14 protein-coding genes are annotated in these 13,697 nt (G+C 70.6%); 6 read left to right on the plus strand and 8 right to left on the minus strand.

Going from position 1 to position 13,697, the window contains the following annotated elements:
* Positions 1-243: 243 nt before the first annotated feature.
* Positions 244-1,722, plus strand: coding sequence for an NAD-dependent succinate-semialdehyde dehydrogenase (locus O7597_RS30610; RefSeq protein ID WP_281581518.1), 1,479 nt, complete (start codon positions 244-246; stop codon positions 1,720-1,722).
* A complete protein-coding gene (locus tag O7597_RS30615) occupies positions 1,715-2,932 on the plus strand; it encodes an iron-containing alcohol dehydrogenase (protein WP_281581519.1) in 1,218 nt (405 codons plus the stop codon). Before O7597_RS30610 ends, O7597_RS30615 begins: the two co-directional genes overlap by 8 nt.
* A 22-nt stretch (positions 2,933-2,954) precedes the next feature.
* Here the strand turns inward: O7597_RS30615 and O7597_RS30620 are convergent, their stop codons facing one another.
* The 3 genes from O7597_RS30620 to O7597_RS30630 are packed head-to-tail and all read right to left on the minus strand — an operon-like array spanning position 2,955 to position 5,634.
* Complete coding sequence (locus tag O7597_RS30620) at positions 2,955-3,773, minus strand: ABC transporter ATP-binding protein (RefSeq protein WP_281581520.1); 819 nt, start codon at positions 3,771-3,773, stop codon at positions 2,955-2,957.
* Positions 3,770-4,633 carry an ABC transporter permease gene (locus O7597_RS30625; RefSeq protein WP_269742165.1) on the minus strand — a complete coding sequence of 288 codons (864 nt, stop codon included), beginning with the start codon at positions 4,631-4,633 and terminating at the stop codon, positions 3,770-3,772. Before O7597_RS30625 ends, O7597_RS30620 begins: the two co-directional genes overlap by 4 nt.
* The gene (locus tag O7597_RS30630) at positions 4,630-5,634 is read right to left on the minus strand and encodes an NrtA/SsuA/CpmA family ABC transporter substrate-binding protein (RefSeq protein ID WP_281581521.1); all 1,005 of its coding nucleotides are present in this window, start codon (positions 5,632-5,634) and stop codon (positions 4,630-4,632) included. Before O7597_RS30630 ends, O7597_RS30625 begins: the two co-directional genes overlap by 4 nt.
* A 240-nt stretch (positions 5,635-5,874) precedes the next feature.
* On the opposite strand from O7597_RS30630, the gene O7597_RS30635 reads away from it, so the two are divergent.
* Both O7597_RS30635 and O7597_RS30640 read left to right on the plus strand, forming a co-directional pair.
* Complete coding sequence (locus O7597_RS30635; RefSeq protein WP_281581522.1) at positions 5,875-6,489, plus strand: GntR family transcriptional regulator; 615 nt, start codon at positions 5,875-5,877, stop codon at positions 6,487-6,489.
* A gap of 210 nt (positions 6,490-6,699) precedes the next feature.
* Positions 6,700-7,554, plus strand: a complete 855-nt coding sequence (locus O7597_RS30640) for a DUF6745 domain-containing protein (protein WP_281581523.1) — start codon at positions 6,700-6,702, stop codon at positions 7,552-7,554.
* Positions 7,555-7,775: 221 nt separating this feature from the next.
* Here the strand turns inward: O7597_RS30640 and O7597_RS30645 are convergent, their stop codons facing one another.
* Positions 7,776-8,657, minus strand: coding sequence for a sigma-70 family RNA polymerase sigma factor (locus O7597_RS30645; RefSeq protein WP_281581524.1), 882 nt, complete (start codon positions 8,655-8,657; stop codon positions 7,776-7,778).
* A gap of 69 nt (positions 8,658-8,726) precedes the next feature.
* Between O7597_RS30645 and O7597_RS30650 the strand changes: the two genes are divergently transcribed.
* Positions 8,727-9,494: an NAD(P)H-binding protein gene (locus tag O7597_RS30650; protein WP_281581525.1), complete on the plus strand. Its 768-nt coding sequence runs from the start codon at positions 8,727-8,729 to the stop codon at positions 9,492-9,494.
* A 70-nt stretch (positions 9,495-9,564) separates the two neighbouring features.
* Here O7597_RS30650 and O7597_RS30655 read toward each other — a convergent pair whose 3' ends face one another.
* A complete protein-coding gene (locus O7597_RS30655) occupies positions 9,565-10,785 on the minus strand; it encodes a CorA family divalent cation transporter (protein ID WP_281581526.1) in 1,221 nt (406 codons plus the stop codon).
* Positions 10,782-11,633, minus strand: coding sequence for a glycosyltransferase family 2 protein (locus O7597_RS30660; RefSeq protein ID WP_281581527.1), 852 nt, complete (start codon positions 11,631-11,633; stop codon positions 10,782-10,784). Before O7597_RS30660 ends, O7597_RS30655 begins: the two co-directional genes overlap by 4 nt.
* Before the next feature lie 411 nt (positions 11,634-12,044).
* Between O7597_RS30660 and O7597_RS30665 the strand changes: the two genes are divergently transcribed.
* Entirely contained in the window at positions 12,045-12,755 is a 711-nt protein-coding gene (locus O7597_RS30665; RefSeq protein ID WP_281581528.1) for a DJ-1/PfpI family protein, read from the plus strand.
* 40 nt (positions 12,756-12,795) lie between these two features.
* Here O7597_RS30665 and O7597_RS30670 read toward each other — a convergent pair whose 3' ends face one another.
* Positions 12,796-13,335, minus strand: a complete 540-nt coding sequence (locus O7597_RS30670; RefSeq protein WP_281581529.1) for a GNAT family N-acetyltransferase — start codon at positions 13,333-13,335, stop codon at positions 12,796-12,798.
* A gap of 98 nt (positions 13,336-13,433) precedes the next feature.
* Positions 13,434-13,694 (minus strand): superoxide dismutase, encoded by a 261-nt coding sequence (locus O7597_RS30675; protein WP_281581530.1) that lies wholly within the window; start codon positions 13,692-13,694, stop codon positions 13,434-13,436.
* Positions 13,695-13,697: the final 3 nt, after the last annotated feature.

Genomic DNA, 13,697 nt, shown 5'->3' on the forward strand with positions numbered 1-13,697 from the left:
GCGCCCGTACCCGGCGATCGGACCTCGACGGACCGTCACCACCGCGCGAGGCCTGACGGCGCGCAGCCGGCCACGGAAGGCGACCGGTGACGCGCGGCGTCGCCCGGCAGACCAGACCACCGCCACATCCGACCCGCTCGGCGACCTCGTCCCCGGCGCGGGCGGGTGACCCGTCCGACTACCCGTACCGCGCGGTCGTCGAGGCAGCCGGACATCACCAGGAAGATCAGAGGAGGCGGCGCAATGAGTGACCCGATGGACGTCCTGGCTCCCGAACATCGGCGGCTCCGGATCGGTGACGCCTGGCGCGACGCCGCGAGTGGAGCCACCTTCGCCGTCGAGGACCCGGCCACCGGCACGACCATCGCCGAGGTGGCGGACGCCGACGTCGGGGACGGGCTCGCGGCTCTGGACGCGGCGAGCGCGGCGATGGGGCGGTGGGCGGCGACCCCACCACGGAGACGGTCGGAGTTGCTGACGGCGACACACCGGGCACTGACCGAGCGAACCGAGGAGATCGCCCGGCTGATCACGCTCGAGATGGGCAAGCCGCTCGTCGAGGCTCGGGCGGAGGTGGCGTACGGCGCCGAGTTCTTCCGCTGGTTCGCCGAGGAGGCGGTACGCGTCGAAGGGCGCTACAGCATCGCTCCCGGGGGCGGGTACCGCATCCTCACCGTGCCGAAGCCGGTCGGCCCGTGCGTCTTCGTGACGCCCTGGAACTTCCCGCTGGCCATGGGCGCCCGCAAGATCGCCCCCGCGTTGGCCGCGGGCTGCACGACGATCACCAAACCAGCAGGCCAGACGCCACTCACCATGCTGCTCCTGGCCCGCATCATGGAGGAGGTCGGCATCCCTCCGGGCGTCGTCAACGTGGTGACCACCAGGCGTTCCGGTGCCGTGGTCTCCGCGCTGCTGGCCGACAGCCGCACCCGCAAGCTGTCGTTCACCGGGTCGACAGAGGTCGGGCGGGTGCTGCTCCGACAGGCTGCGGACAACGTGCTGCGCACCTCCATGGAACTGGGCGGCAACGCGGCCCTGATCGTGTGTGCCGACGCCGACCTGGATGTCGCGGTCGACGGCGCCATGGTGGCCAAGATGCGCAACATCGGGGAGTCCTGCATCGCGGCCAACCGGATCTACGTCGAGGAACCGGTGCGCGAGGAGTTCACCGCGCGTTTCGCCGAGCGGATGGGCGCGCTCTCGGTGGGTCACGGTCTCGACGACGGCGTGGACGTCGGCGCACTGATCGACGAGGCGTCGGTCGCGACCATCGACGGGCTGGTCGCCGACGCTGTCGATCGCGGCGCCCGGGTCCTGGTGGGGGGCAAGCGTCCAGCCGGGCCTGGTCACTTCTACCCGCCCACCGTCCTGGTCGACGTGCCCGAGGACGCGCGGATGCTCAGCGCGGAGATCTTCGGCCCGGTCGCGCCGATCATCTCGTTCACCTCCGACGACGAGGTGCTGGCGAAGGCCAACGACACCGAGCACGGCCTGGTCGGATACGTCTTCACCCGCGACCTTGCGCGGGCGCTCCGGTTCACCGAGGGGCTGGACACGGGGATGATCGGCGTCAACCGTGGTCTGATATCGGACCCGTCGGCTCCGTTCGGCGGCGTGAAGCAGTCCGGGATCGGCAAGGAGGGGTCACACGAGGGCATCCTCGAGTACCTCGACGTCACCTACGCGGCGATCGACGTTCCGGAGAGGCACCGACATGCTTGAGACCGTCCGCGGACCACGCCAGCTGATCGTCGGTGAAGGGGTCGCACAGAACATCCCACGAGTGGTGGCCGAGAGCGGCTCCCGCGTCCTCGTCGTGACCGACCGGGTGCTGCTGGGGCAGCCGGGCGTGGCCGAGATCGTCGCCGCCGTGCGGAAGAGGGTCGAGGCCGTCGAGGTGTTCTCCGACGCGACTCCGGACGTGCCACTGGCCGATGTCGCCCTGGCCGTCGCGGTCGCCGCCGAGGTGGACGCCGACGTGATCCTCGCCGTCGGCGGTGGCACGGTGATCGATCTCGCCAAGGTCGTCGGCGTCATCCGACGCCACGGTGGGACGCCGCGCGACTTCTATGGCGAGTCGAAGGTGCCGGGGCGGACGATTCCCCTCGTCGCGGTCCCGACGACGTCGGGCACCGGCTCCGAACTCACCCCCGTCTCGGTGCTGACCGACCCGGACCGAGAGCTGAAGGTGGGCATCTCCAGCGTCCACATCGTGCCCGACTTCGCCATCGTCGACCCGGAACTCACGTACACCTGCCCGGCGACCGTCACCGCCCACTCCGGCATCGACGCGCTCTGTCACGCCGTGGAGAGCTACACCGCGCGGCCCCGGCCGCACGGACCACGTGACCCGGTGGAGCAGGTGTTCCTCGGCCGCAACCCGATCACCGACCACTACGCCCTCCTGGCCGCGGAGCGGATCGCCCGTAGCCTGCCTCGGGCTGTCCGGAACGGCGGCGACACGCAAGCGCGCGCCGACATGTCCTACGGGTCCATGCTCGCCGGGCTGGCCTTCTCCCACGCCGGCAACGCGGCCCCGCACGCCCTCCAGTACCCCATCGGCGCAGCCACGCACACGCCACACGGCCTGGGCGTTGGGCTGCTCCTGCCCTACGCGCTGGACGCGGCCAGGGACGCCATCGCCGACCGGTTGGCCATCCTCGCCGGAGTGTGCGGGCTCGACGTGACCGACGCCTCGGACGCCGAGGCGGCAGACGCGTTCCTCGCCTGGCTCGACGGGCTCCTCGCCGACATCGGCATCCCGCCCACCTTGGCGGACATCGGCGTGGCCCGCGCCGACCTCCCCCGCTTCGCGGAGATGGCCAGTGGCGTCACCCGCCTGATCCAGAACCACCCGGGCCCGACCGACACCGCCAGTCTGACCGCGATCCTCGAAGCGGCCTGGACCGGGGACCGGACCCGACGGCCCTGACCGGCGGCGAGGTGGCGTTTGTCTACCTCGGGGCGACCGAGGCGAGGGCAACGTCCGGCAACTGGGCGTGGATGGCGTCGAGCAGGCGACGCTTGATGCTGTTGAACTCCGGTGCCGTCACGTCGCGGGGGCGGGCGAGAGTCACCCGCTCCTCGTGGACGATATGGCCGGGAACACCGTGATTCGGTCCACCGCTCATGACGATTACCCGGTCAGCGAGGAACAGCGCTTCCTCGACGCTGTGGGTAACGAACAGCACTGTCGGTCGGACCTGCTGCCAGATCTCGGTGAGGGAGTGTTGGAGGCGTTCGCGGGTCAGCGAGTCCAATGCGCCGAACGGCTCGTCCATCAGCAGCACCGCCGGATCGTTGGCGAGCACCCGAGCTATGGCCACGCGTTGCTGCATGCCTCCGGACAACTCGCTGGGATATCGGTCCGCGAAGCTGTCCAGTTGAACCATGGTGAGGTAGCGGGCGGTCCGGGCGGCGATCTCGGCGCTCGGCAGGCCGCGCTGTCTCGGGCCGTATGCGATGTTCGCCGCGACGGTCAGCCAGGGGAACAGGCCGTAGTCCTGGAAGACCACACCCCGGTCGGGTCCCGGACCGTCGACCGGGCCGTTGCGGGCGTCGAGTTGCCCGCTGGTGATGCCCTCGAAGCCGGCGACCAGACGCAGCAGAGTGCTCTTGCCGCACCCGCTGGCGCCGACGAGGCAGACGAACTCGCCTTCGGCGACATCGAGGTTGATTCCACGCAACGCCTCGACGGCGGTGCCACGATGGCCGGTGTAGGTCTTCCCGACGTCCTTGATGCGTAGCGCGAGTGGAGTCACGGTGTCGGTCATCGGTGGCCTCCCAGGAGCGGACGGCCGCGCAGCAGCAGGCGCAGCGTGAGAGTCATGGAACGGTCCGAAAGGTAGCCGGCCAGCCCGATCGTCAGCATCCCGACGATGATGAGTTCGGTACGGCTCACCTGCCACGCCTGGGTGATGAGGGCACCGAGGCCGGTCTGCACACCCACGGTCTCGCCCACGACGAGGACGACCCAGCAGAAGCCGAGCCCGATGCGCATGCCGGCGAACACGTTCGGGGCGGCCGCCGGGAGGACGACCTTCCACAGGGCACGGTGTCGGCCGGTGCCCAACATCGCCGCCGCTTCGAGCAGCCGCGGTGGTACGGCCTTCACTCCGGCGATGGTGTTCAGCAGCACCGGGAAGAAACCGGCGATGACGATCAGGACGATTGCCGACTTCGAGCCGATTCCGACGATGACGACCATGAGTGGCGCCCACGCGGTGACCGGTATCGGGCGGAGCAGGGAGATCATCAGGTCGAGCATCCGCGACACCAACGCGGACCGGCCCATCAGCACCCCGAGCGGCACGGCGACCAGGCATGCGATGCCAAACCCGATGCCGACCCGCTCGGCCGAGGCGAGGATGTGCAGGCCGAGGGTCGAGCCGAACGCCGAGCCACCTTGGAGCAGGTCGAGCGCGCTCCTGCCGACGTCGCCCGGCGCGGGCAGATTGGCCACCCATCCCTGTCTTACCGCGACCTGCCATAGCGTCAGCGCCAGCACCGGCACCGGGACCGCCAGGGCAGCCCGTCCGAGCCGGTCGACGTGACGCCGCACCGGGGCAGTTGCGGCCGTGGTGCGAACTGTGGTGCGAGCAGCGGTCGGCGGCGAGTTCAGTACCTCGGTCATGGCCTCGCCTTCCCGACGAACGACGTATCGACAAAGGTGGTGTAGTCGGGCTCCTGTTGCAGGGAACCGACGGAGCGCATCTGCTCGCCGAGCACCTTGATCTGGGCGAGATAGGAGTCGTCCATGAGCCAGCGCAGGGTGATGTTCTCGACCGCGATGCTGAGCGACTCCTCCCGGAACCCGTACTGGTCGACGACCGCCCGGATCCAGTCGCTCTTGGCAGCAGCCATGTGCTCCGTGGCCTTGGCGTGTACGGCGACCATCGCCGTCACGAGGGCGGGCGACTTCTCGATCACCTCGGCATTGGTGACGAAAGCAATGTTGATCTTTCCCATGTCGGTGTCGTACGGGTGGGTCACCAGGACCGCGTCCCCCTTGGCCAGCGCATCGGACGGCCCGACCTCGGCACCGGAGAAGGCATCGATGTCACCTCGGCTCAACGCCGCCGCCATGTCGGCGAACTGGACGTTCACCAGGCTCACGTCGGCCACCGCCAGGCCGGCGTCGCGCAGCGTCAACCGCAGCAGAATGTCCTGTGCCGATCCCGGCACATAGCCGATCCGCTTGCCACGCAGATCCGCCACCCCAGTGATGCCGGCGTCCTTGCCCGCCACGATCGCCGAGCCACCGTCGGCTGCGGCGGCCACCACGACGACCCGTTCTCCGGATGCCGCGCCCTGCAGTGCCGAGGTGATGCCGGTGACGCCGAACTCGAGGTCACCGCTGACGACCGCGTTCTTGATCTCAGTCGAGTTGGCGAAGGGAACGACCTCAAGTGTCACCCCCTCGGGCAGATAACGTTCATAGAACAGTGCGTGGGACAGGTGCGGTTGCCGTAGCACGCCCACCCGAACCTCATGCCGTGGCCCGTCATAGGCCACCCGATCCGCGGGGTCGGCAGCTCCGCCGGTGTCGCCGGCGACGCCGCCACAGCCGGCCAGAACCAGTACGCCTGCCAGCGCGGCTGTCAGCACCCGTGGCGTGGTCGTCCGTCGCTTCACGAGACCTCCCAGTGGCTTGGATTTCCTATAGGACGCTTGCCGTATTTCTCGGCTGTCACTACGTGGTCAGGTGCCGGTAAAATTGCTGCTGGCAACCGCACCCACAGACGTAGTCGGTCTCGCCACACGGGCGAGCGCTATGATCTGGCCATGGTTCCTATAGGTCACGCCGCTCCTCAGGAGCCGTTCGTCCTCGCGACACTCGAACGCACCGGCCGGGCCGGGGCGACCGCGGACCGAGTGAGTGCAGTGCTGACCGAGGCGATCCTGTGCGGTGGCTTCAGACCCGGCGCACACCTCAACGCCGACACCCTCGCCCGTCAACTCGGGCTCAGCCACATCCCGGTCCGGGAGGCGCTGCGCTCACTACACGCCGAAGGCTGGGTGGAGATGCGCCCACACTCCGGCGCCTTCGTCCGCAGTCGGACGCCGCAGGAACTGGCCGACCTGTTCGAGATGCGACTTCTGCTGGAGTCGCAGGCCGCCGCCCTCGCCGCAGAGCGCCGCTCCGCGACACAACTCGACGAACTCGCCCGCATCCTCGACGCTCAGGCAGCTGCGACCAACGCGCCCGAACTCGCCAGCATCAACGAACAGTTCCACCACACCGTGGCCGCATGCTCACACAACAGCATCCTCACCGACGCGATCCGCCGGCTCGGTCGCCGGGCGAGGTTCTACTTTCTCACCGTCGCACCGAAGCGGCGCGCGGACTCGCTGCGGGAACACCGGCAGTTGACCGATGCGATCCGACGTCGGGACATCGACGCCGCCGCGACAATCGCCCGCGACCACATCGCCCACACTCGTGCGGACGTGCACGACGCCCTACGTGTCACCGACGCCATCGGCTGAACCGGGACCAGGCGCACCACCGAACCGTGCAGCGCAGCGGCGAGTCATCACCCTCCGACTCCACCCGCCCCGCGTCAGTCCACTTCGGAACAGCTTGCGTCGACGGTCTCACACGCCTCCCCGGTCAGCCAGACCGGTTGCGCGAAGCGACCCGATCGGCCATCATCTAGCGATGATCTCCAACCGGAAGGGCGGACACGCCCTGGCGCGTTGACCGCGCCCACGCGGCACGACGAGGCCGCGACCCTCTCCCCGACCTCCCGCAAGCTGTGGCGGCAGGCCGAAGTGATCCGGCAGGAGTGGCTGGGGTACGCCCTCTCCACCGAACCCGCCGACCGACCCACCACCGAACAGTGCCTCACGGCGATCTACGCCCGGGCCGGTCGCCGCGAGCCCCGGTTCGCCTGGGTGGACTCCCCCGCCGCGGCCGTGCCGCTGATCCAGCGACTGCCCACTCTCGACCAACTCCTCCAGTGGGTCCGTGACCCCGTCCCGGCCGGCCCACCGACCCCGGCCAGCGACGTCGCGACCGTGGCGTCCCGGATGAGGGCAGCGCTCAGCGACGGCGTCCGGCACACCGACCCCGAACTGTCGCCCGTCCGCCGTGGCAGAGCGCGCGAACCCTGGCCGGACCTGCCACCGCAGGATGCCCTCGACCGGCAGGTGCCACTCGGCGTCGTGCTGCACCGGGGCGTCCGCAACGCCCTGCACCGCAGCCTGGTACCCGGCTTCACGCAACCGGTCCGCGCGGGGCTGCCCGGTGGCGACCGACAGACCCCGGTCTGCTGGTACGGCCAGCAGGACGCGTTCTGGGTCGGCTACTACGACACGCTGCACCGGCTCGGGCTGGCCGCGTACCCCGCCGAGACGAGCGACCAGCTGCGGGCCTGGACCGAGCTGGCGCGATCCGGCGGCTGGTGGTGGCCCGGCTCGACCGTCTGCGTCGTGGTGGAGCGGCCGGCAGTGATCCACACCGAACCCGTGCCCGGCTCGTGGTACGACGAGGTCCGGCTCCGGCCGGACGGTGTCCGGTACCGCGACGGCTGGCGACCACCGCCGTGCTGACCGACGGCTGAACACCGACAACGAGGACGGGACAGGCTTGGCGGGCGGCCGTTGCGGCAGCCAACGGCGCCGCAACGCGGGAGGGCCGGGAACCACGGGCCGGTCGCCGCTCGCCAAGCCGCTCACGTCCGCCATTGCCGGCATGGCCGGCGCACGTCGGCCATCCGCGTGCAGACCGCCAGCCGTGCGGTCCGGGCACGCTTCGCTGCGGCAGTGCCGAGTCATCCGGCCAGGGCGATAGTGAACGTGCGGAGACGATCGCGGTCGGCGGTGATCTGAACGGTGGTGATGGCCGGGCCCAGGAAGCCGAACTGGATCACCAGCGACAGCTGGCCGAGTGGGGCCATGACCAGAGCCGGGCTTCCATCGACCAGGGCCAGGGCGGTGTGGCGTGCCCGGGGCGTCGCCGCCACGGCGCTCTTCGCCACGGCCAGGGCGCCGTGGAGAGTCAGGGGCTTCCCGGTCCCGGTGACCGTCGCGTCCGCGCGAAGTTCGATCTCGGGGTCCAGAAGGGTCAGCAGCGCCGCGAAGTCCCCCACCCGCGTCGCCGTGAGGTACGCCTCGACCGCCGCACGCCGACGGTCCCGATCCGCCGTCCGCACCTGCCTGCCGCGCACCTTGGCCCGAGCTCGGCTGGCGAGCTGTCTGACGGCGGTGACGCTGCGCTGCATCGTGTGCGCGATATCGCTGAAGGCCACATCGAACATGTCGTGCAGGACGAACGCGATCCGCTCCGCGGGGGTGAGGCGGTCGAGCACCACCAGCATCGCCAGACCGACCGACTCGGCCCACTCGACCTCTTCCTGCGGGATCCGGTTCTCGTCGACCGCTGTCAGCCAGTCGACGGTGTGACCGTCCAGCGGCTGCTCACGCCGGGCCTGCCGGGCCCGCAGCAGGTTGAGGCATACGCGGCTGAGCACGGTCGTCAGCCAGGCCGCCACGTTCTTCACCTCGGACATGTCGGTGCGGTCGAAGCGCAGCCACACTTCCTGGACCGCGTCGTCCGCCTCGGCGCTGGAGCCGAGCATCCGACAGGCCTGCGCCCGTAGCCGGGGCCGCTCCGCCTCGAAAAGGTCGAGCAGCGGGGAGTCCTGGACCGTCATGTCACGTCTCCTGGCCGGTTCGGGTCGTAGCCGTGTCGCAGTCCGAACCTACAAGAGGGAGATCGACAGATGTCCTCCACAACTCTGGTCACCGGCGGTACCGGTCTGCTGGGTTCGCAGGTCGTACCGCTGCTTCGGGATGCCGGGCAGACGGTCCGAACCCTCAGCCGTCACCACCGGCAGCCGGTCGAGGGCGTGCAGCACGCGGCCGTCGATCTGTTGGCCACGCACGAGATCGACCACGCTCTCGACCGGGTACGCATCGTGCTCCACCTCGCCGGAGGGCCCAAGGGCGACGACGTCAGCACCGGTAACCTGGTCCGGGCCGCCCGGCGGGCGGGCACCGTGGAACACCTGATACTCATCTCGGTCATCGGCGCGGACGCCGTCCCGATCGGGTACTTCGCCCGCAAGGCGCGGGCGGAGCGGATCGTGGCTACCTCCGGCATCCCGCACACGATCCTGCGCGCCGCGCAGTTTCACGACCTGGCGTTGCGGACAGTCCGAGCCATGGCGAAGTTGCCGGTCCTGCTCGCGCCCACCGGAGTCCGCTGGCAGCCGGTCGCCTCCGCCGAAGTGGCATCGCGGCTCGCTGAGTTGACTTCGGGGAGCCCAGCTGGCCGGGTGACCGACCTGGCCGGACCACACACGCACACCCTGGAGGAACTCCAACGCAGCTATCTCGCCGCCGTCGGCAAGCGCCGTGTCCGCCTTCCGATCCATGTCCCCGGCAAGCTGGGAAGGGCCTACCGATCCGGCGCCAACCTCGCGGTCGAAGCATCGGCCGGCACCGAAACCTGGGAACAGTTCCTCGCCGCCCGGACCACCCCGAGGTAGCTGCTCGCGTCGGTTCAGGTGGCGGCCCGTTGCGGGCCGCCACCTGAACCGGCGGCCGGTGCCGCGCCGCTCAGCTCCGGGGACGGCGGGACCGGGCCCGCACCACCAGGATCAGGCAGACGCTGATCAGTCCGGCGAGGACCGAACCGAGCAGCATGAACCAGAGACCCTCCCGCGCGTCGGCGCCCGGCAGGCCCTTCACGTTCGCCCCGTAGAACGCGGCGATCAGGCCGGGCGCCACGAAAACGGCCGCCAGGATTCCCACGATGGCCTGGAACGCGCCGTCCCGGTCGGCCCGCTCCTGGGCCAACCGGAACTGCTGGCCCGAGGTGGCGTTGGCGACGAGGTCGAACGACTGCCGGACCGCCCGGCGCTGCGCCTGCGACTGGGACAGGAACCGCTCACACTTCTCCCGGACCAGGTCGCGGACGTCGGCGGGGATGCCAGGCTGGATCTCGATCCGGCGGACCAGGGTACGCATGGCGTCCCGGTTGAGCGCGGTGCCGTGGCCGAGCAGGGCGAGGTGGCGTTGCAGACGGTGGAAGTCCGGCCCGACGAACAGGCCACCGTCGCCGGCCGCCTGCGTCAGGAAGTAGTTCTCCCAGGTCTCCAACTCCAGGTCGACCATGTCGACGGACCACTCGATGTGCCGCACCACCGCGCGCAGGACGCGGGCCATCCGCTCCGCGCCGCCGCCGTCCGACGGCCGCCCCTCGAACCGCCGGTCGGGCAGCCCCCACGTCCGGTACTTCGAGCCCTCGCCACCGGTCCGTCCGGTCCAGACGACCACGCACCAGCGCGGCGCCCAGATGATCCGGGCGTGCCGGTGATGAGCCACCGGATCGGCAGCGGCGTCGTCCTGCCGCCAGTTCACCGACGGCACCAGCACGTCGAACCAGGCGGCGCCCTCGCCGGCCAGGGCCGGCGGGACGGGCGGGATCCACTCGGCATGCCAGGGCATCGGGTCGTCGCGCAGCCCGTCGGCGAGCGTGGCCAGTTCGTCCACCGCCCCGGCCGGGAGCAGGTCGGCGAGGAGCAGCCGCATCCCGGCGCTGGCCCCGGCCCCGGACTCGCCGACCTCCAGGTCCCAGCCGTCCGCGTCGGCGGCGACCATCGCGGCCAGGTCGACGCCGTCACTGATCCAACCGGCCCCGAGCACCTCGTGCCGGAAATTGTCCGCCTGAGTGATCGTACGGTTGCGTCGGTCGATCTCAGCCCGGGCGCCGGTGACCAGCCTCAGTTCCTGATCGTTCCGGGTGATCCGCAATTCGCAACTGGCAACGGGGCTCATCCGGCGGTGACCTGACCGGCGATCTCGGCCTGCCATTCCGGCGTCGTGAACGTGCTGATCTCCTCGGGCGAGGGCAAGGGCGTCTCCAGCTTCCGCAACTCGTCGGGATCGTCGCCGCGCAGCGTCCGCAGCGCGACCAGCCGGGCATGACTCCACCGGCGGTAGCTCTCCCGGTTGGCCTCGAACCGGGCGGTCCGCACGGTCTGGTCCCGGTGCTGCCGGTAGAGATGGACCGGGTGCGGCACGTACCACCCCTGCGCGAACGTCGAGATGGCCAGCAGGACGTCCTGGTCCTCCATCTGGGTACCGGCGGGCCAACCACCGGCGGCGAGCAACCAGGTGCGGTCGAACATCACTGCGCCCGGATGGAAGAACAGGTTCTTGTGGTGCCGCCAGACCTCCTCCAGGCGCCCGGGTGGCACCGGACCCGGCTGGTACGGCCGGCGGGTGAAGCGGGTCAGCCGCTTGCCGTCCGGGAAGACGTCGACGCTCTCACCGAAGACGAACCTCACCTCCGGGCGGGTCCGCAACGGCTCGGAGAGCAGCGCGAGCGTGTCCGGGAAGAACTCGTCGTCGGCGTCGAGTGGTGCCACCCAGCGCCCGGTCGAGCGCAGCAGGGCCCGGTTGCGCGCCGCGCTGACGCCGAGTCGGTCCCCGTTGGCGGCAACCCGGATCCGGCCGTCGTCGACCGCCGCCGGGAAGTCCACCTCGACCGGCCGCTCGAGGGTGCCGTCGATCTGGATCAGCCACTCCCAGTCCGGGCCGCCGTCCTGCCGGAGCAGGGACTCGTGGGCCTGGGCGAGCAGGTCAACGTGAGCCGGCAGAACAGGCGTGATGACGCTGATCATCCCTTGATCCTAGGGCCTGTGTCGAAGTCCTCGGTCGAGCCGGAGCGGAGGCCAGGCGGCGGTCCGGCAAGGGACTTCGACACAGGCCCTAGCTGCGCGATCCTGGGTGGGTTGGTCCGCTGCGAGGCCCGCCGGGCCTGGATACCACATCGGTCTCCAGGCCGTGTTCCGGGCCGACGCCGAACGACTCGTCGCCGCCGTCGCCTCCCGAGCGGACCCCGCGGTTGGGGCGTGACGGTCGTGCCCCCACCGCCCCTCCGAAACCGCAGCGCGATGATTTCCGCGCTCGGTCGGAGCGGTCGGGCCCCGATCCGGCCGTCCTCCGCATCGACACGAATCGACGGAACTGAATGGTGGGGCCGGCCGACTGGTTGAACAGAGGTCTCTATCCCCAAGCAGAGGGGCACCATCATGGATCGTCGAAGCGTCCTCCGGGCTACGATCGCGGCCGGGGCCACAGCAACCACCGTCGGCGCGGTCGCCGGCGCATCGGCGGCCAACGCCAGTCCGCCGAAGCGGCCCGTACGGGTACACATCCTCATGTACCCGGGGGTGGAGGAGATGGACTTCGCCGGGCCGGTCGAAGTGTTCGGCATGGCCCGCGGGCTCGGCGGTGACGTCACCACCACCCTGGTCACGGTGGACGCCACAGGTTCGGTGACCGCCACCCACGGCACCCGGGTCGAGGTGCCCGGCCGCTGGTCGCCCCGGGAGGCGAACCTGCTCGTGGTGCCCGGCGGCGGATACCGGCGGGCGGACACACCTGGTGTGGCGTACGAGATCCAACGGGGCGTGCTGCCCGCGGCCATCAGCGCCGCGCGCCGGCGCGGCCTGACCATCGCCGGCATCTGCACCGGAACCATGCTCCTGTCGGCGGCCGGACTCACCGCCGGCCGTCCCTGCATCACCCATCACCGGGCGGTGGACGATCTTCGGGCCCAGGGCGGCATCGTCACCGACGCCCGGGTGGTCGACGACGGCGACCTGGTCACCGCCGGTGGTGTTACCTCCGGCCTGGACCTCGCGCTCTGGCTGGTCGAGCGTCAGCTCGGCGCGGCCCTCGCCGTCCAGGTCGAACAGGTGCTGGAGTACGAACGACGCGGCACCGTCTGGCGCGCCTGACCCCGGTCGGTGCCCGGCAACACGTGAATCTCGAGGTACGTCAGGCGGGCGGGCTCAGGTAGACCGCCAGGCCGCCCGCCGCGATCAACCGATGCCAGCCCAGCCGCTGGTAGAAGGTGGTGGCCGTCGTGATCGCGCTGGCCGTAAGCAGCCACGATGGAACGTCCTGGACGGTCGCCGCGAGCAGTGCCCTGCCGAGACCGCGCTGCCGCACGTCGGGGTGCACGGCCACCTCCCGGACCTCTCGCCGGCCGACGAGCTCGTCGGTACGCTCACCGAGCAGATCAGCGAGGGTGGCGTAGCTGCCGGCGGTCGGAAACGGCTGCGCGGTGTCGAATCCGTAGGCGAAGCCGACGATGACGCCCTGACTGTCCGCGACGTACGCCCCAACGAAGCCGGCCTGGTGGGCGTGCTGGCGTACGGCCACCGCGAACTCCTCGGCGCGCTGCGAGGGCTCGTTCCAGGGCGGTGCGCAGAACACCGCCCGATAGCAGTCCCGCAGGTCGCCGAGCAACCCGTCGACAGCACCGGCGTCAAACAGCCGGACCGGTGGGAGGTACCGCCGCTTCCCGGTCTCCATGCTCCCCCCTTCCCGGGCGTTCTCGCCGGTCGTCACATCCGGGTCGGGGCGGACCACTGAGCAGATCGGGCCGCCCCGCCCGGACGAACAACCGGCCGTCAGGTCTCGGTCGGCCCGGCGCTGGCCGCGACCAGCAACGACAGCTCCCGGACGAGGTCGTCCAGGCTCTGCCCACTGTGCGTCCGCAGTAGCCCGAGGCTGAGATCGGCCAGCAGGTGGAACCCCAGGGTCTTCGCCTGCTCGGAGCCGAACGCGGCGAGCAGTTCCTCGGCGCCGGCGAGGTCACCACGATGCTTGGCGGCGATGACCCCGGCGGCGCGTTGCACCAACTCCGCGGCCGCCGGGGTGGAATTGGACACGCC

It is taken from the genome of Verrucosispora sp. WMMC514 (genome assembly GCF_027497295.1).
GTDB classification, from domain to species: Bacteria; Actinomycetota; Actinomycetes; order Mycobacteriales; family Micromonosporaceae; genus Micromonospora; species Micromonospora palythoicola.